Raw genomic sequence first — 18,377 nt, forward strand, 5'->3', positions numbered from 1 at the left:
CTCTCCAAGGCTTCAGATAAGCCATTACGTATCAGTTTAATATGTATTATCCCAAAAGTCAAATATTTTATTGCATTTTTACAGTATTTGCAAGGCTTTTGCCCGCCTTACGCCTCTGTCTGCTTCCATGGTTTTTATTCCTCATAGCCCTGGATGCGGAGCCCTTTGGGATAATGATTTTTCAGAATTCCGCCTGACAGCTTGGCCCAGCCGATGCTGTAGCCGCTTTTTCCGTTTCCCGTGCTCATGAGAATCCACCCCTTCTTTCTCTCCGGAGGAATTCTGACAGCCCCGGCCTCCTTTTCTGAAATTGCAGAAAGGGAAAGGGCCTCCCCTCTCAGGTAGGCTCCCATGGCGGGGCTTTCGGGGAAAAGGCGGCAGAAACCTGCTGCGTCCTCCTCCCTCATCCACAGAGCAAGGGCATGAGAGGGTTCAAAACGGTTCTTTTTTAAGGTTCCCAGATGAAGGCCCGGCCTCAGCACCCGAAGCCCGTCAAAGGAAGGAAGCTCCGGCGGCAGAAGATAAAGCTGATCCCCAAAGAGCATAAATTCCCTTCTCCTTACGGAGCTCAGGAGCTCTCCCTGCCCCGTATTTCCGGCAGAAAGATTTTCCCTCAGAAAGTCCTCCCAGTCCTTAAAAAGTCTTTTGTCCTTTACATACACGGGAAATCTTCTCTTTCTTTCCCTCTCATCCCGTCCCTCTTTTTCCAGAATCGCAATAAAATGTCCCTCTCCCCCTGTCCGGTGAGGCCAGATTCGGACAGCGCAGGAGAGCTCTTCCCGGCCCTCCAGGGCCCACCCGGGTACTCCGTCTGACATTCCCGGATACTTTTTCACCTTTTTTATTTTAAACTCCGGATGGGCTTTTAAAAATGCCTCCACCGCCTGCTCATCCTCCTCAGGAGAAAAGGTGCAGGTGGAGTAAGCCATAGTTCCCCCCGGCTTCAGCATTGCCGACGCGTTTTCCAGAATCTCTGCCTGGCGCTGGGCGCACAGCCTTACCTTGTCGGGACTCCACTCAGCCCTGGCTCCCTCGTCCTTTCGGAACATTCCTTCTCCGGAGCACGGGGCGTCCACCACAATCTTGTCAAAATACTCGGGAAAGGCAGCGGACAGTCTCGCAGAATCCTCGTTGAATACAGCCCCATTGGCTATCCCCATACGCTCTGCGTTCTGGGAGAGAATCCTGGCCCTGGCCGGGTGAATCTCATTGCTCAGAAGAAAGCCTTTTCCCTGGAGTCTCGATGCAATATGGCTTGTCTTTCCCCCCGGCGCTGCGCACAGATCGAGCACCCGATCTCCCGGCTTCGGATCCAGCAGAGAAACCACCGCCATGGCGCTTGGCTCCTGAATGTAGTACACCCCTGCCTCATGGTAGGGATGGCGGCCTGGCCTGTCCTTTGCTCCGTAATAGTATCCTTCCTCCGCCCAGGGAATCGGTTTCAGAGAAAATTCTGTTTCTTCCCTGAACCTCTCTCTGTCTGTTTTCAGAAGGTTCAGCCTCAGGCCCTGCTCTCTCTCCCTGTCGTAGCTTTCCAGAAACGCCTCATATTCCTCTCCCAGAAGGTTTTTCATTTTTTTCCTAAATACCTGCGGAAGCTCCATCTTCGTTCCTCTCTTTTCCTGTTTTGTTTTGTCTGTTTTGTTTTGTCTGTTTCTTTTCCGGCATCTTTTTTATTTCCATACTGCAGACTGAGCTTTTCCTGCCGCTGTCCATACTCAAAGTTTCTGTAAATCTAAAAAGCGGGAGTCCTGTGCTGTTTTTTGGAATTTCAGCGGATTTCATGCAAAAATACCTGGCAGTTCCAGTATGGACAAACTGATACCCGGGAAATACTAATCGCTGTCAGGAGGGCTATATATGGCATTTGATTTTATCGGATATTTTGCTGTCCCCTTTCTCACCGTTGCTCTGAGCCGGGAAACAGCCCTGTTTTCCACTAATTTTTCTTCCATCCGCACCGCAAACCACAGGCAGGGAGAATTTCTCGTCTGGAGCTTTTTACTCCTCATCTACCTGCTTTTCTGCTTCCTGCCATTTTTTTACAGAAGAAGCCTTCCGCGCCGCAGAAAATGGGACGGTATGCTGCTTCTTTTCCTGGGCTGCGGCCTCCTTCTCCTGACATCGGTATTTACCCCCTACCTGCCGAGAGAAGAACCTTTTCTCTCCCAGATTCACGTATACGCCTCCGTCTGGTCAGCTGTCAGTTTCTTTTTCTTTCTTGTACTGGCCGTCCTTCCAGTTTATTTCCACCGCCAAAAGGAGGGAAGGGTACTGTTCTGCCTTCTTACAGCAGCTGCCGCCTTCTGCGCTTCCTCCTACCTGATTACAGGGATTGTAAACAGCGCCATGGAAATTGTGTACACTCTGACCTGCTGTACCGTGGCCAACAGGCTCCACCTGTTTTTCTCCGCTCCTTCACCCAAACGGCTCTGAACAGGAATGTCCTGCCCCTCATAAGTGCGATCCCCGCGGAGCGTTTTTATATAACAGGGGACGAAGTTTCCTGTTATATAAAGAAAGCGGCGCCCTCACGGCCTGCTCAGCCATCAGAAAGCGCCACTTCTGAATGTTGTCTCTTCTGTACCCCTGAGAACGCAGGATGCACATTTCTGCCTCAAACTTGCTTTTCAGAGGGACTTATAACTGAATCCTGTACGCTTCAGAGCCTATGCCGTTTACTGCGTAGTATGCGGCATTCTCCTCCGGCTTTACATAGATATCGATCGTCTCAATTTCTTCCTCTTTGTGTCCTGCTGCCACAAATGCCTTCTTGGCCTCTGCAGCGAGAGCATCGGTGGAGATTTCCTTGCCAAGATACTGAACAAATACGCGGGACTTAGCCTCCTTCTTCGGCTCAGCCTTCTTTGCCGCTTCCTTCTTTGGAGCTGCTGTCTTTCTGGCTGCCGTCTTCTTCGCCGGAGCCTTAGCCTCCGCCTGAGATCCTGCTGCCTCTGCCTTCACTTCCACCTCAGCTGCAGGCTCCATTGCCTTCACTTCCTTCGCGGCTGTAGTCTTTGCTGCAGTTTTCTTTCTAGGTGCTGCCATTTTTCCTATCCTCCTATAACAACTTCCTGATTATTCTGCCTTATGAAAATCCTATGATGCCTTAATTGAAAGGAATTATAAGCCTATTTTTCCGTTTTGTCAACTAAACGCGAAAATTGCCTCACTCTTTCCTCTGTATTTTCAATCATTCAGTCATACAAAATACAGCTTCTCCAAAACTGCCGGAAGCCAAGGAAAAGGACAGCACCTTCCCCTTCACTCTTAGTTGTTTGTACCCCATCTGAAATCAGGAATGACATCGCTCCACTTGGAAATTCCGATAACAGACTTCATGTATTCCGTCTCCTCTACCGCCTTATTTGTGTCAATTACCCTGAAGATCGGGTAAATCCTCTTCCTGTCAAAGCCCGTAATCACCTGGGAACTGGGATTTACCGTCCACAGGCCGAAAGCCATACTCTGCTGCGCTTCATAGGGATTATCCACCTGGCGGCTCAGGATAAAGGAATCGATGTACGGATTGCTGTCAACAAGGAAGTAGGCATAGGCAAAGGCCGCAGCCTGCTCCTTCTCCACATTTCCTCTGGAAGGACTCTGGGAAGTGAATCCCTGCTCTGACAGGATAATGTGGCGCACCTGTCCCTGACTGTTTAAAAGCTCCGGGCGGGTAAAGTAATCTGTCAGCACATGCAGGTTTTTAAAGTTGACTACCGGCGAATCCACACTGTCGATCACTCTCGCATCCTCCAGCCAGAATTCCGGTTCCTGAAGGTTCAGCGGGTATGGGTGGTAAGCCAGATTCCAGTCAATCTGCCCGCCCTTCTTGATCTGATTGTTAAAGCAGTCGATGAGATCCCTGGCTCCGTAGCTGGTATCGCCGTTTGGCTGAACCCAGTTGTAATCCGTGGAAAAATAAACTCTGGCGTTTGCATTCTCGCTTCGGATGGAGGTATACATGACACGGAACATCCTCTCGTAGATCTCCACATACTGTTCCAGAGGCATGGGGCCTGTGTAATTCCAGATCGCCTGGTTGTTAATCTCATTTCCGATAATCCAGTTTGACACCTGGCCGTAGTTCGGATTGCTTCCATTGTACCGCTCAGCAAAGAAGGCCATTACGGCACGGCAGGTCTCAAATCCCTCCAGCGTGGCAGTGTTGAACATATAGTACTGGGAAGTTCCTGTCTCCTTCACTCCCGGATAGAGAAGCTCGGGATTCGCTGTGTTCCATCCGTTTAAGATAATGCCTGTAATGATGATTCCCTTATTGGAAAACATCCTGATTGTCTTATCGTACTCCTCCACACGGCTCTTGTTAAAATGATATGTCTTTCCATTGTAAGTATATGTCATGGACCCGTTGGGATCCAGAAATTCCCGGACTGATATATTGACAGCCGTGTGCTTCACTCCCAGAGACATGGCGTCATCCAGCATGGAAAGCTCGATATTAAGCCCCTTCTTCGTCTGTGCCTCGGGAAACGGCTCCTGATAGTCGGCCGTCACTTCCGGGTTTGTCACATAGGCCTCGTTGCTGACCGCCTCATAGACTCCTCCCTTATTCACCGCAACCACATATCTTGCAAACAGCGGATCTTCATCCTGATTTTTGTCGAAGGGAAGGGTGAAGGTAAAGCTGTCTGTCTTTCCAGACGAAGCCACATAATCTGTCCTTCCCCCTATGGAGCCTTCATAGGGCATCAGGTCGAACAGATAATAGTTTCCATCGTCCGTCACCCCGTCTTCCGTGTGCTGGGCCGTTCCTGTAATCCGGATCTCGCCTCCATTCACCGTGCAGGATGAAATATTGGCTGTATCTGAAGCAAAAGCCGTCCCCGCAAAGGCGAGGGCCATGGCCCCTGCAGAAAGAATTGTCTTTAACCATCTCAATTTTCTCATATCTTCCTCCTGTCTTTACGCTGTCATTCCTTCAGGTCTTATAAAACTGAGCTTATCATTCTCTGTGTCTGTCTCTCAGATATTCCCCCATTTTCCATTTGATCCCTATTATAACACAGAGTTTTGCTATTTCCAGCTAACAATATTTACAATTCTCTTACAATTCAATGGACTGCAGGCCGCAAAAAAAGAAAAACGGCACCCTGCCGGTGAACTGCCGCAGAGAGGGCAGATCACTGGCAGGCGTGCCGTCACACTTTACTGAAACACCACTCCATACACGCTGATCAGACCTGAGATGGTAACAATTCCCACTAATACCGGAGTCAGGAAACGGATGCACAGAATCCACAGCCGTTTCAGTCTGAACACGTTTCCTCCTTTCTCCATTTCCTCCACCAGATACTCAGGCTTCCATTTCCATCCGATGTAATAGCACATGGTAATTCCGCCGCACGGCAGCAGAATATTGTCAGTAAGCATTCCCACAAAGTCAAAGACGCTGTAATTGGCAATCGTCAAATCCCCCAGCACTCCGTAGGACAGGGCACTCGGAATACCTGTCAGAAACACCAGGGTTCCCAGAATGAGCGTAGCCTTTTTCCGCTCCCATCCCAGGGTATCAATGGCAAAAGAAATCACCACCTCCAGAAGAGCGATGGCGCTTGTCACTGCCGCGAAAAAGACCAGGATAAAAAAGGCCAGCGCAAACACCGCGCCTCCGGCAATGCTTGAGAATACCTTTGGAAGTGTTCCAAAAATAAGTCCCGGTCCCTGTCCCGGCTCCAGTCCAAAGGAAAATACAGCCGGAAAGATGGCAAGCCCCGCCAGAACTGCTACTGCCGTGTCAAGCCCCGCCACGCTGGCGCAGCTTTTGGGGATACTCTCCTGATCACTGAGGTAGCTTCCATATGTAATTGTGATCCCCATGCAGAGGCTCAGGGAGTAGAACACCTGCCCCACAGCAGCGCTGACAGAGGTGATGCTGAAGGAGGAACCTGCCGGGGAAAAGATAAATTTAAGCCCTTCCCCCGCGTTTGGAAGCGTCACACTTCTGGCAATGATGATGAGCAGCAGTACAAAGAGCATGGGCATCATAAATTTCGAAGCCTTCTCAATTCCTCTGATTCCGAAAAAACAGATCGCCGTTGTGGCCACCATGAAGATCAGATGCCAGACTACCGGCTCCGTACCGTTCGCAATAAAGCCATTGAAATCAGCCGGAGCATGGAGCGTAGTGGCATAGCTTACAATATACTTTAAAATCCATCCTCCGATGACACTGTAGTAGGAAAGAATAATAAAGGCGGCCAGTATGCCGAACACTCCCACAATTCTGGCGTGGGGATGAATGTCTGCGTAGGCCTGCACCGGATCATGACGCGTCTTTCTGCCCAGGGACATCTCTGTAATCATGACAGGCACTCCCAGCACACACACAAAGATAAGATAGGCAATCAGGAAGGGAAAACCGCCGTTTCTGCCCATCAGATAGGGAAACTTCCAGAGGTTCCCAAGCCCGACTGCCGCTCCCGCCGTGGCCATGATAAATCCCAGCTTGCTGGCCCACTGATTATAAGCTTTCATACCTTTTCCCCCTATTTTCTCTTTTTGATAAAAATGAATATAAGTCCGCTGATTCCCATCAGAATCGGATAATAGCAGTACGGGATAATATCAAACGGAGTAAGACCTGTCAGGCTGGCTGCAGCGAGAAGCTGGGCACCATAGGGAATCAGTCCCTGTCCCATGGAGCTGAACATATCAAGCAGGGAGGCCGAACGCCTGGGTGTCACTCCAAAGTCATCGCTTATTTCCTTGGCAATGGGGCCTGCCATGACAATCGCCACCGTATTGTTGGCCGTGCACATATCGACCAGAAGAGACAGGGCCGCAATTCCCAGCTCTCCGCCCTTTTCATCGCTGATCCGCTTCCTGATAAAAGAAAGTACGAAATCAATTCCCCCGTACTCCCTGACCAGAGCTACAATGCAGGCCACCACGAGGGAAATCACTGTAATATCATACATGCCTGTGACTCCCTCGCCTACAAAGGTGAACATCTCGGCAATTCCAAAAGCCCCTGCAGCCACTCCCACTATCAGAGAAAGCACCGTTCCCACTAAAAGGATAATAAAAACATTGACTCCCGCCAGGGCTCCGATCAGCACCACGAGATAAGGAAGCACCTTAAAAATATTGTAGGGCAGAGGCTCATCCATCTGGAAATCGGCATCCTGGGCAATAACGAGAAAAATAATCACCGTCAGAATTGCCGCCGGGAGGACAATCAGAAAATTCTCCCTGAATTTGTCCTTCATCTCACATCCCTGCGTCTTCACTGCCGCAATCGTCGTGTCGGAGATCATGGACAGATTGTCTCCAAACATGGCTCCGCCCACCACTGCCCCTGCGCAGACAGCCATGGAAAAGCCTGTTTTTTCGCTGATCTCCACCGCGATGGGGGCAAGAGTTGTGATCGTGCCCACCGAGGTACCCATGGAAATGGAAATAAAGCATCCGATGACAAACAGTCCGGCCACCGCCACATTGGACGGCAGAATGGACAGTCCTAAGTTTACCGTGCTTTCTGCACCTCCGGCAGCCTTGACAGCGCCTGAGAAAGCTCCCGCTGCCAGGAAAATCAGGCACATGGTGATAATATTTTCCTCTCCTACGCCCTTCGCGGCCAGCTTCATCTTGTCAGCAAACGACAGACTGCGGTTCTGGATAAATGCCACGAACAGAGCAATAAGAAAGGCTACGATAGCCGGCATACTGTAGAAATCCCCTGTCAGCAGGCCGGAACCTAGAAAAATCAGCAGAAATACAAGAATGGGAAGCAGCGCAGAGGCTCTTCCGTTTTTCTGCTCTTCCATAATTAAATTCCCCCTATCTTTCAGGCAGATGAAGGGTGTGGATGCCATCCGGCGAGCATCCTCACCGCCTGGCATCCACACCCTTCATCTGCCTGGCATTTAGTTACAACCGATTATAGCCCATTTTTTCACCTCTTTCAAGGGAAACCGTCGTTTTTTGCGCTTTATGTGAGAAAGCCTTTTCAAAATCTGTGAAAAGCTGACAGGCACAGGCCATATAATAGAGTATAAAATCTAAGAGAGGTATGCCATATGGAAACTTATAATTACGAACAATCCGCTGTTTCCTGCCCACAGACGGTACAGGAAACGGCCTGTGCTCCCCAGCAGGCAGCAGGACAGAATCCGGCTGCTTCAGGATCTCAGATGAGCCAGGCCTCCCAGAACATCCGAACGCCGCAGCTTGGCCGTACATCAGGGGAGGCCGGCAGTGACGGCCAGTCTGCCTTCGCCATGTCAGCACCGGAAAACATGGTTCAGGAGGTGCAGGCGGCTCCGTCTTCTGCCCAGGCCCCCTCCTTCTCGGAGCCTGCCAGCCCAGGCTTTGGTCCCATCGGTCCGGTTACTCCATCGCTTCCCTCCAATTCAGGAAACAACTGCGTTTCCTGCGGTCCCGGACAGGGAACTATCCCGGGGCTTCTGGGAACAATCCTCTGGTCCTGGGGCGCTTTTCCGCCTACCGCCACGCCGTCCTCTGTCTCCCATGTCCGCTTTTACAACGCAGCCTCCATCCGGGAACCTCTTGACATTTACCTGAACGGACGGCTGGTTGTCTCCGATCTGGACTACATGAATTACACCAGATACCTCCACATCCTGCCCGGCAATTATCTCCTGACTGTATACAGAAGGACAAATCCGGGAGGCGCTCCGATTATCAACAACCGGGTTCAGTTCCAGAGCGGAAGCTACTACATGCTGACTATCCTGGGCGGCCCGTCTGATTACTCTGTACAGCTTGTTTCATCATAAACAGACAGCGGGGGAAGAGTCCTATCTCTTCCCCCGCTGTCTCTGCTATTTATTCTTTTCATCCCTCGCAGGATGGCACATGCCGGAACAGCTGCACCCTCCGCAGTTTCCGCCGCAGAGCGATTTTCCGTTCTTCTTATCTCTTACAATACTTCTGACAGCCAGGAATACAATTCCTGCCACAATAAGCCCCACCACCAGTGTGGAAAGTCCAGATACGAAAATTTCCATATACCATCACCCTTTCTGGATAAAATAATCATTTAGCTGCTCTTTTTTATTATATACTGCTATCAGTTCTTTGCAAGCCTTACATCTGCTTTTGAGCCTGCGCTCTTACTGTACGGGCGGGACCATCATATAAATCAAGAAAATTTTTCCTGTTCTTCCGGCGGCGCCTTCCGATAATAGAGGTAATGTATGTATATCGCTCATTGGTTATGATGCTCTCCGCATCGTCATCCATGGAATCTTCCACCTTTTTAATGATATCCTCCACATCAGGAACTTTCGTCATGCGGGCAAACTCTTCCTCGAGGGCTTTCACATTGATCCGATCCCCGTTTTTCTTCACAACATCCATCATATTGACAGCCATGATAACCGGAATTTCCAGCTCCATCAGCTGTGTGGGACAAGTAGAGATTTCTCTCCAGGTTTGTTCCGTCCACAATATTGATGATGGCATTCTTCTGTCCCTTCAGTCTTCCCTTTTCCACCGTAACTCCAGGCCAGTTTCCCACAAACTGGCTGGAGCCGGTCAAAGCATTAAACAGTGTTGTCTTGCCGCAGTTCGGGTTTCCGGCAAGTACAATTTTTACTGACTCTGAATTTTCCGGGCAGGCTGGATTTCATGGAAATTTCTCCGGCCCAGACTTTTACTGTTTGAATTAGCGCACAAATTATGGTATTCTATAAAGAACTGAAGGTCTGCGCCGTCGTTCTCCTGTCACACGCCAGAGCGCAGAGCAGCAAAAGATATAAAACGGTTAAAGGAGCGGTTACATTGAAAATTCAACAGTCAGCAGAAGACTATCTGGAGACAATCCTTGTCCTCGGCTTAAGAAAGCCTCAGATTCGTTCCATCGACATCGCCAATGAACTGGGCTATTCCAAGCCAAGCGTCAGCGTCGCCATGAAGAATCTTCGGGAAAACGGCTACATTTCCATGGACAGGGAAGGCTATATCACGCTGGAGGAATCGGGGCGAAAAATTGCGGAAACCATCTACGAGCGGCACACACTTCTCACAAAACTTCTGACCTTCCTCGGCGTTTCCCCAGAAACAGCTGCAGAGGATGCCTGCCGGATGGAACACGTGATAAGCCCGGAAAGCTTCGAGGCGATCAAGGCCTTTGCCAGAAATGAGCTGGCACACCACCATCTTGGGCAGAGTGCAGATTCAGACGGGGTACAGGCCCAGCCTGACCAGACAGCGGCAGACAGCCTGAAATGAAAATACATATCTGAGATGACTGACATGCGTATAAGGGGAGAGCTTAGCCCTCCCCTTACAGAGATGTAAGAGATTCTTGTATGAAATATCTGGAATGTATCATGCAGTTTGTCACTATACACATCTTTCCTGGAGAATTTCTGAAAGCGCATTCTGACTGCTCGTATGGCAGCGGACGATCTCTGTCTTTTTTCCTCTCGTACCGTCCACAGCTGCCCGGATCATCTTATGAGACACGGTGTTTGTAAACAGGACTAAGAGGTCGGGAGTTCCTATCTGTTTATTAAAATCAGCAGTCATCTGTGTAAAAACCTTTGCCTTGCACCTGAAATTCTTGCAAATCTGTTTATATTGACAGACCATTCTGTCATGTCCCCCTACAATCACAACGCTCATAAACGCCTCCTTTTCTGATTCAAATAGCTGCAGCTTCCGGTTCGCGGCAGTCTTTTTTTCATTCCGGGCAAAGAGCTGCTGCCTGAAGCTGCTCTTGCCCGGAGTTTATTTGCCCTGTGTCTGAGCGAGCCTTAAATGGCTGCCAGCCGTTTTCCAAGTTCCTTTAATGCAGCCTCTGCGTCTGCATCCGGAGCGCCGTTGCAGATCGCGTCCTCACCTCCGATAACAGATGCACCTGCCTGTTTCATTCTGTCAGTCCAGTCGCGCATCCACTGTCCGTCTCCCCATCCGTAGGAGCCGAAAAGGCCCAGTGTTTTTCCGGAAACGGAGCCCTCTATCTCCTCAACGAACGGCTCCATCGTGCTCTCCTCTAAAACCTCATCTCCCATGGACGGGCAGCCCATGGCGATTGCACTGTATTTTTCCACATCTGCCACAGATGCCTCTTCTGCCGGAAGGATGACAGCCTCCCTTCCTGCTTCTTTTATTCCCTCGGCAACCATTTCTGCCATTGCAGCCGTATTTCCTGTACCGCTCCAGTAAACAATTAAAACCTGTTCCATGATAAATTCCTCCTGTAAATACTTGATTTATTTGACAACCGGCCGTATATCCGCCGGATGTTTTTCATATTCAGGCCGCAGCTGTCTGACCGCCAAGAACAGAGGAGAGCTGCCAGAACATGTACCCTCTCTCCACCTCTTCCATCACCTTCTTCTGAACGGCTCTGTAGGCGGCGAACAGCTTCTTTGTCTCTTCCGGGTTTCCGTAAACCTTCCAGTATCCTGAAAACAGGAAATCTTTTCCCCTGTGCTCGATAAAACCTTCCACATCACAGAGCGGATATTCCAGGATCAGGCCGATTTCATGGGGAAATTCCTCTTCCCCTCCTGCATAGGCTCCATACCTTTCTGCCAGACGTTCCAGTACCTGATCAAGCTCAAAGGAAGCGTATCCGTACCTCTCAAAAAATCCTCTCACTGCCGGATCTGAGAGAATGCGCTCCGCCCGCCCTCTCCTGTACAGCAGATACACCTTTCTTTTCCCGTCCTGGCAGAGCTTTCTGTACTCTATCCCCGTTCCCGCAAGGACTGCATCCAAGTCCTGTCCCGTCCCCTCTGACATGATAAAAATATTGGAGGCCTTCATTCCTGCCAGCACCTGCGCGCAGTGGAGCGCGGCCTGTCTGCGGATTCGCCTGTGCCTGTTTTCACTCTCAAAGCCCCCTGCTTCTTTCACCTGGACATCCTGCTGATTCATCCGGCTTTAACCTCCTTTTTTCGCCCTGTCTGAAAGGCCGTTTTTGAAGTTAGTATATGCTAACTTTTCATGTTAGTTAGTATATACTAACTTTCTGTTTTTGTAAAGCACTTTTTAAAAAAAAGCTGCACCCAGAATGGTTCACTCTGGATACAGCTCATTTTTTCCTGTCTCTCTCTTATTTCAAATCAGGGTACAGCCTATGACTTTCCGGCCCCCTCCAGCACCTGGAGCATCTGTCCCTTTAAAGTCTGTCCGTAAATGCGGTTGATGGCGCTCTCCGCTTTCTTTCTCAGCCGCTCCTGCTCCTCAGGGCTCGCCCCGGTCATCTGGTCAATATACTTCTGCGCTTCATCTGCCAGGGCGTGATCCTTTCTGTAATCCCCCACCGTATAGCCCGGAGACAGCACATAGGCGTCATCGTATCCTTCCAGGTAGGTACCCCTGCCCTCCTTGTGGATATTCTCCTTCTCCGCCTCCGGCGCAGAGAAGGATGCTTCCGGCAGTCCGGCTGTCAGCCCTTCCATCGCCTGCTTCCAGATAGCCGCCGGATAAGTAGAACCGTAAAGGGAGGAAAGGGTCCTTGGAGTATCGTAGCCCACCCACACTGTTACGGTATAGTAGGGTGTCACTCCGCAGAACCATCCGTCCTTGCTGTTGTTGGTAGTTCCCGTCTTTCCCGCGGCCTCAATACTGCTGTTCCATCCCATGCCGCGGGCCGTTCCTCTTGTGATTACGCCCTTCATCATATCGACCATAACGGCAGCCGTCTGTCTGGAGTACACCTCCTTTGGCTCCCTCTCCGTGTAAATATCATCCCCTTCCAGATTCTCCATCCGCAGAATGCAGTCCGGCTCTCTGTATACTCCCCCGTTTTCCAGAGCACAGAAAGCGCCTGCCATCTCCTCTGCTGTCACCCCGTAGGTAAAGCCTCCCAGAGAGGCCGCCATATTGTAGTCATCCGGCACAATATTGTCAAACCTCATCTTCGTCAGATAGGAGAGCCCTTCCTCGGGAGTCACCTCATTAAACAGCCACCAGGCAGCTCCATTTCTGCTCCTCTCCACCGCCTGCCGCATGGTAATCCAGTTTCCGGGAAGGGAGAACACATCGGCTCCCGGTTTTTTTGCCGCATCCACACTGATGTCCTTCACCCGGGAGAAGGAGGCATAGCCATCCTCAAGAGCCGGAGCATAGACAATCAGAGGTTTAATGCTGCTGCCCGGCTGCCTGAAACTCTGAAATGCCCGGTTCAGCGTGTAGGTATCCGTTTCCTGGCTCCTTCCGCCCACGATGGCCTCCACCTTTCCGGTATCATTATTGACAGCTACCGCAGCTCCCTGAAGGGCATAGATTCCGTTTTCCGCTGTCTCTGCGTCGAAGGACAGCCCCTGATCCACCGCCGACTGCAGAATTGACTGTTTGGCAGGGTCCAGAGAGGTATAAATCCTGTATCCTCCTGTGTACAGTTCATCCTTTGCCCTGTCATAGCTTTCCTCATAAGCCTCCTGGTAGGCCCGGTAATCATCATAGTTTGTAAAGCCGTATTCAAACGTGAAACCGTCCTCCCTCATCAGCCAGCGCACCGCACAGTCAATGGCATAGGTGGTTTCATAATTCTTCATCTCATAGGAGGTTCTGGAAACTGAAATCTCCTCGCTGACCGCCGCATCGTGCTCCTCCTGTGTGATATACCCCATCTCCAGCATGTCGCCAAGAATCTTATCCCTTCTTTTCAGGGCGTTTTCCGGGTGGCGGTATGGGTTATAATAGGACGGGGAGTTGGGTATTGCGCACAGATAAGCCGTCTGGCTCAGGCTCAGCTCATCGGCATCTTTTCCAAAATAGCCTCTGGCAGCCGCCTGAAGCCCATAATATGTATTGGCAAAGTTAATGTCATTAATATAAAATTCCATGATCTGCTCTTTCGTGTACTTCTCTGTCAGATCCATGGCAATGATTATTTCCTTTACCTTTCGCCTGATGGAAACATCCCTTGTGAGATACTGGTTTCTGGCAAGCTGTTGGGTGATGGTGCTGGCCCCGTGGACCTCCTCCCCTCCTGTCAGTATGAAGTGAATCCCCACACGGGCGATTCCCTTGAAGTCCACGCCGCAGTTTTCCCAGAAAGTGCGGTCCTCCACCGCCACGAAGGCATTTACTGCAGCTTTTGGTATCTCCTCGTAGGACAGATACTGGGAATCCACATCTTGGGCCAGCTTTGCCATAACCTCTCCGGCTGAGTCGTAAACATAGGATGCCTGGCTGGGAAGGAAATCGCTCTCCGTACTGTTCTCTACCAGGCCTGCCACCTCGTCCCTGCAGACAGTGTAAAACTTCCAGGCAAAAATCCCGCCTCCTGCGAGGGCGATGAAAAGCAGGAGAAAGAAGACTGAAAGAAAGCGCCGCAGCAGGCGGTGTTTTTTTCTTTTTCTGCCCTGTCTGCCTTTCCCTGTCTTCTTTTCCGGCCTCATGGGAGCCGGTTTTTCCATGTCCGGACTGCCTGTTCCCGGACCTTTCTCCCCCTGCCCTCCGGCACTGGTTTTTTCTTCCTCTGTACCTTCCTCTTCCTGTTTTCTTAAATCCGGCTTTTCAGGCTGCAGGCTCTCTTCCTTCTCTTGTCCGTCCTGCTCTTCCCCAAGAATCCTGCGCATGCTGTCGCACAGCTCTCTCTGTACTGCCTCTTCCTCCTGAAGCTCCCTTATGATCTCCTCCTGCCTGCCTGTTTCCGGCTTTTTCTGCGCGTTTACCGGTTCTGACGCTCCGGAAGCGTTTTCACCTCTGCTGTTTTTTTCTACTCTCTCTCTATCCATACCGCTCCTTTTTCTGCCTGTACCGGTTTTACTCCGTGCATCATTTCTGGTCCCTTTTTGCTGTTCTCTCTTCCGGCATTGCTCCGCCGAAAACTTTTTGTCTATTTTACCGCTTTTTCTTCTATAATACAACCTTATGTATGACAGATTCTAACCTTTACTCCCGGTTCTCTTTTTCTGAACCGCTCTGCCCTCTGCGGAATAAGATAGAGTAATGGTACAAATTCTGGTGGTGCTTATGAGCGCTTCTGTTTATGATATACTGCTGCTTGTCACAGCCCTCTCTGTGGACGCTTTTGCCGCCTGCTTCATCTACGGGGCAGATAGGGTAAAGATCCCTCTGCTGTCTGCCTGTATTATCACAGGGGTGTCCTCTGCTGTCCTGCTGGCTTTTCTGCTCCTGGGTGGGCTGATGCAGCAGCTTCTGTCGGAAGGCTTCTCCGCCTTTCTCAGCTTCCTGCTGCTCTTTCTCCTGGGCCTTCTCAAGCTCTTCGACAGCTCTGTAAAAGCCCTGATCCGAAGGCTGCGCCTGTGCTCCCGTCACCTCTCCCTCTCCTTTTCCGGCCTGCATTTCATTATGACGGTGTATGCAGATCCGGAAAAAGCCAATGCCGAGGATGTATCTGTCCTCTCACCGGCTGAGGCATTTTCCCTCGGGATCGCCCTCTCCCTGGACAGCGCTGCCGCAGGCTTCGGGGCAGGAATGCTGGATTTCTCTCTTATCCCGGCGTTGTTTCTGTCTCTCTTAGCGGGAGCTGCTGCAGTTGCCGGCGGAAGTCTCCTCGGAAACCTGGCGGCAGAAAAGCTGAATTTTGACCTCTCGTGGATTGGAGGGCTTCTCCTGATTCTGCTGGCCTTTTCCAGGCTGTAAGCTCTGAAAAGTTTTTCCCCTGTACGGTTATCTGTCCTTTCCGGCTGTGACCATGGCCAGTATCTCATGGGCAATGAGAGGGGCAGACGCCAGAGACAGCAGAAATCCCCATTCTGAAATGGACAGAATACTGGTTCCAAACATCTCAGAAAGAAACGGCAGCTCTGTCACAGCCGCCTGCAGCAGCAGTCCGGCTCCGAACGCAAGCAGCATCAGGCGGTTGGAAAAAAGCCTGCTGCCAAAAACTGATGCATTTACATCCCTCATGCCGACAGCGTGGAACAGCTGTGAAAGCCCTAGCACGGTAAAGGCATAAGTCTGGGAGTGCAGAAGAATCTCCGGGTTTTGAAGCATCTGTCTGACAGCATCCACAGACAGCTCCTTTCCTGCGGCTGCCGCCATCTCCAGCGGAAGCCGGAAAAATGCAAGCAGGCTGATTCCTGCAATCAGCAGTCCATAAAACAGCGTGTAAAACCATCCTCCCCCGGAAAACAGGCTTTCTCCTGCCTTTCTCGGCGGACGCCGCATCAGTCTCCGGTTATCATTCTGATCCACTCCCAGCGCCAGAGCCGGAAGAGAATCTGTGATCAGATTAATCCACAGGATATGACTGGGCTTCAGCGGGGAGGCTACCCCTGCCGCTATGGCGGCAAACATGGTAGCTATCTCCCCAAAATTCGACGACAGAAGGAAAATCACGGATTTTTTAATATTTTCATAGATCCCTCTCCCCTCCTCAATCGCCTTCTCAATAGTCGAGAAATTGTCATCTGTCAGAATCATATCAGCTGCCTGCTTGGCTACATCTGTGCCGGAGCGTCCCATGGCTATTCCAATATCTGCGTTTTTCAGGGAGGGGGCGTCATTGACTCCGTCCCCTGTCATAGCCGTAATCATTCCGGCGGACCGGAATGCGTTCACAATCCTGACCTTGTGCTCCGGTGATACTCTGGCAAACACCGACAGGGTCCCTATCTTTTTTCGGAGAGTTTCATCATCCGTCCTGTCTAACTCTTCCCCCGTCATGCACTCCTCTCCGGATTCTGCAATTCCCAGCTGCCTTGCGATGGCGCCTGCCGTCTTTACATGATCTCCTGTAATCATCACCGTGCGGACGGAGGCCTCTTTAAACAGCTCCACCGCTTCTCTGGCCTCATCTCTGGGAGGATCCATCATACCGGCCATTCCAATAAAGGTGAGCCCTCTCTCTGCAGGCTTAGAGACTCCCTCCCGCATAGCAGCCGCCAAAACCCGCAGAGCCTTCCCGGACATGGTCTCCGCCGCCTGTCTGACCCGCTTCTGATCAGCAGGCGTCATGGGAACTGCTTCTCCATTTTTCCATATCTTTGTGCAGTGCAGGATCACTTCGTCCGGCGCTCCCTTTGTGTAAGAAACATACCCTCCTTTTTCCCTGTGAAGGGTAGTCATCATCCTCCGATCCGAATCAAAGGGGATCTCCCCGCACCGTTTCTTTCTGGCATTTGCACTCTCCCTGCTGACACCGGCCAGAAGAGCGAACTCCTGAAGAGCCAGCTCCGTGGGATCACCCGTCCGGCTCTCCAGTACTGCATCGCTGCACAGGGCAAAGCACTCTGCCAGCCGCTCAGACGGAAGGCAGGGCTTACTGTCCGTCCCATTTTCTCCTACCTCACAGACCCTTCCGTTTTCATTCCACTCTGTCACCGTCATCTGATTCTTAGTCAGCGTTCCTGTTTTGTCCGTACACACCACACTGACAGCCCCCAGTGTCTCCACAGACGGCAGCTTTCTCACAATGGTCCCCGCCTTTGCCATCCTGGTAACGCTCAAGGCCAGCACAATGGTAACCACGGCGGGAAGTCCCTCCGGTACGGCCGCCACTGCCAGGGAAATTGCGGTAATCAGCATTTCCATCACATCGCGCTTCTGAACCACTGCCAGGACGAACAGAACTGCGCACAGAGCTACGGCAGTGAGGCTCAGTATTTTTCCCAGTTCTCCCAGACGCTTCTGAAGCGGTGTCTCCTCCTCCGGAGCCTCATGGATCATGGCGGCAATTCTTCCAATTTCCGTTCCCATTCCCGTGGCCGTCACAATTCCCCTGCCGCGGCCGGATGTGACATAGGAGGTCATAAATGCCATGTTTTTTCTGTCGCCGGCAGCCACCTTTCCCTCAGCGATGAATCCGGCCTCTTTTGTTACCGGCTCAGACTCCCCTGTGAGAGCCGACTCCTCTATCTTGAGTCCGGCCGACTGGATCAGGCGTATATCCGCCGGCACCTGACAGCCTGTATCTAGGACCACCAGATCCCCCGGCACCAGCTCCTGGGCGTCGATTTCCTGCTCCACCCCCTCCCGGATGACAACTGCCTCAAGTCTGGTCATATTTCTGAGGGCTTCCAGCGCCTTCTGCGCCTTCCCCTCCTGAACTACTCCCACAGCCGCATTCAATACCACCACCGTAAGAATGATCACCGCATCGCTGTACTCTCCGAGAAGCACTGAAATCCCTGCCGCTGCAAACAGCACAAAAATCAGGGAATCGCAGAGTTGTCCCACAAACCTCTGAAGCAGGGTTCTGTGTTTTTTCTCCTCCAGCACATTTCTTCCATAGTGGCGCTGGCGTTCCTCCACATCGCCTGATTTAAGCCCCTCTTTCCCATCCGCATTCAGCTTCTGAAGCGTTTCCTCTATGGTCTTTTTCTCATACATGGCGTCCCCTCCTTCTGACACAGGCCTTATGAACACACCGAACCGTCTGTCCCTCTCCCCTGAACAGCTCCCGCCGGACAAGGCTTTGGCCTTTTCACACCATATGAATGAGATAAAGAAAATAGAAC

General features: G+C 51.3%; 16 protein-coding genes and 1 pseudogene. 4 read left to right on the forward strand and 13 right to left on the reverse strand.

Going from position 1 to position 18,377, the window contains the following annotated elements; all coding sequences use genetic code 11:
• Window positions 1–134: 134 nt before the first annotated feature.
• Window positions 135–1,574: an RsmB/NOP family class I SAM-dependent RNA methyltransferase gene (locus tag LK436_RS14130; RefSeq protein ID WP_242648894.1), complete on the reverse strand. Its 1,440-nt coding sequence runs from the start codon at window positions 1,572–1,574 to the stop codon at window positions 135–137.
• Window positions 1,575–1,581: 7 nt separating this feature from the next.
• A complete protein-coding gene (locus LK436_RS14135) occupies window positions 1,582–1,785 on the reverse strand; it encodes a hypothetical protein (RefSeq protein WP_008394903.1) in 204 nt (67 codons plus the stop codon).
• 75 nt (window positions 1,786–1,860) lie between these two features.
• Between LK436_RS14135 and LK436_RS14140 the strand changes: the two genes are divergently transcribed.
• Window positions 1,861–2,436, forward strand: a complete 576-nt coding sequence (locus LK436_RS14140; RefSeq protein WP_008394902.1) for a hypothetical protein — start codon at window positions 1,861–1,863, stop codon at window positions 2,434–2,436.
• Between the two features lie 204 nt (window positions 2,437–2,640).
• On the opposite strand, the gene LK436_RS14145 is transcribed toward LK436_RS14140, so the two are convergent.
• The 4 genes from LK436_RS14145 to LK436_RS14160 all read right to left on the reverse strand — a co-directional run bounded on the left by LK436_RS14145 (window position 2,641) and on the right by LK436_RS14160 (window position 7,790).
• Window positions 2,641–3,048, reverse strand: a complete 408-nt coding sequence (locus LK436_RS14145; protein ID WP_008394900.1) for a DUF6465 family protein — start codon at window positions 3,046–3,048, stop codon at window positions 2,641–2,643.
• A gap of 222 nt (window positions 3,049–3,270) precedes the next feature.
• Window positions 3,271–4,911 (reverse strand): DUF5722 domain-containing protein, encoded by a 1,641-nt coding sequence (locus LK436_RS14150; RefSeq protein ID WP_044930310.1) that lies wholly within the window; start codon window positions 4,909–4,911, stop codon window positions 3,271–3,273.
• Between the two features lie 258 nt (window positions 4,912–5,169).
• The gene (locus LK436_RS14155) at window positions 5,170–6,498 is read right to left on the reverse strand and encodes a sodium-dependent transporter (RefSeq protein WP_008394897.1); all 1,329 of its coding nucleotides are present in this window, start codon (window positions 6,496–6,498) and stop codon (window positions 5,170–5,172) included.
• Window positions 6,499–6,509: 11 nt separating this feature from the next.
• Window positions 6,510–7,790 (reverse strand): Na+/H+ antiporter NhaC family protein, encoded by a 1,281-nt coding sequence (locus tag LK436_RS14160; protein WP_044930309.1) that lies wholly within the window; start codon window positions 7,788–7,790, stop codon window positions 6,510–6,512.
• 252 nt (window positions 7,791–8,042) lie between these two features.
• Here LK436_RS14160 and LK436_RS14165 point away from each other — a divergent pair, with 252 nt between their 5' ends.
• The gene (locus LK436_RS14165) at window positions 8,043–8,762 is read left to right on the forward strand and encodes a DUF4397 domain-containing protein (RefSeq protein WP_008394895.1); all 720 of its coding nucleotides are present in this window, start codon (window positions 8,043–8,045) and stop codon (window positions 8,760–8,762) included.
• Window positions 8,763–8,807: 45 nt separating this feature from the next.
• On the opposite strand, the gene LK436_RS14170 is transcribed toward LK436_RS14165, so the two are convergent.
• Complete coding sequence (locus tag LK436_RS14170) at window positions 8,808–8,993, reverse strand: FeoB-associated Cys-rich membrane protein (RefSeq protein WP_008394894.1); 186 nt, start codon at window positions 8,991–8,993, stop codon at window positions 8,808–8,810.
• Between the two features lie 145 nt (window positions 8,994–9,138).
• Window positions 9,139–9,577: pseudogene (locus tag LK436_RS14175) on the reverse strand (FeoB small GTPase domain-containing protein); the annotation flags it as partial.
• A gap of 191 nt (window positions 9,578–9,768) precedes the next feature.
• On the opposite strand from LK436_RS14175, the gene LK436_RS14180 reads away from it, so the two are divergent.
• Window positions 9,769–10,218 carry a metal-dependent transcriptional regulator gene (locus LK436_RS14180; protein ID WP_021966314.1) on the forward strand — a complete coding sequence of 150 codons (450 nt, stop codon included), beginning with the start codon at window positions 9,769–9,771 and terminating at the stop codon, window positions 10,216–10,218.
• Window positions 10,219–10,332: 114 nt separating this feature from the next.
• Here LK436_RS14180 and LK436_RS14185 read toward each other — a convergent pair whose 3' ends face one another.
• The 4 genes from LK436_RS14185 to LK436_RS14200 form a co-directional block, all read right to left on the reverse strand.
• Window positions 10,333–10,614, reverse strand: coding sequence for a DUF2325 domain-containing protein (locus LK436_RS14185; RefSeq protein ID WP_008394890.1), 282 nt, complete (start codon window positions 10,612–10,614; stop codon window positions 10,333–10,335).
• Between the two features lie 131 nt (window positions 10,615–10,745).
• Window positions 10,746–11,177 (reverse strand): flavodoxin, encoded by a 432-nt coding sequence (locus LK436_RS14190; protein WP_008394889.1) that lies wholly within the window; start codon window positions 11,175–11,177, stop codon window positions 10,746–10,748.
• Between the two features lie 70 nt (window positions 11,178–11,247).
• Window positions 11,248–11,874: a DUF3793 family protein gene (locus LK436_RS14195; RefSeq protein ID WP_008394888.1), complete on the reverse strand. Its 627-nt coding sequence runs from the start codon at window positions 11,872–11,874 to the stop codon at window positions 11,248–11,250.
• 200 nt (window positions 11,875–12,074) lie between these two features.
• A complete protein-coding gene (locus LK436_RS14200) occupies window positions 12,075–14,687 on the reverse strand; it encodes a transglycosylase domain-containing protein (RefSeq protein ID WP_118750830.1) in 2,613 nt (870 codons plus the stop codon).
• Between the two features lie 214 nt (window positions 14,688–14,901).
• On the opposite strand from LK436_RS14200, the gene LK436_RS14205 reads away from it, so the two are divergent.
• Window positions 14,902–15,558: a manganese efflux pump gene (locus tag LK436_RS14205; RefSeq protein ID WP_083794705.1), complete on the forward strand. Its 657-nt coding sequence runs from the start codon at window positions 14,902–14,904 to the stop codon at window positions 15,556–15,558.
• 27 nt (window positions 15,559–15,585) lie between these two features.
• On the opposite strand, the gene LK436_RS14210 is transcribed toward LK436_RS14205, so the two are convergent.
• Window positions 15,586–18,249 (reverse strand): cation-translocating P-type ATPase, encoded by a 2,664-nt coding sequence (locus LK436_RS14210; RefSeq protein ID WP_008394884.1) that lies wholly within the window; start codon window positions 18,247–18,249, stop codon window positions 15,586–15,588.
• Window positions 18,250–18,377: the final 128 nt, after the last annotated feature.

Source organism: Clostridium sp. M62/1 (assembly GCF_020736365.1).
GTDB classification, from domain to species: domain Bacteria; phylum Bacillota; class Clostridia; order Lachnospirales; family Lachnospiraceae; genus Otoolea; species Otoolea saccharolyticum_A.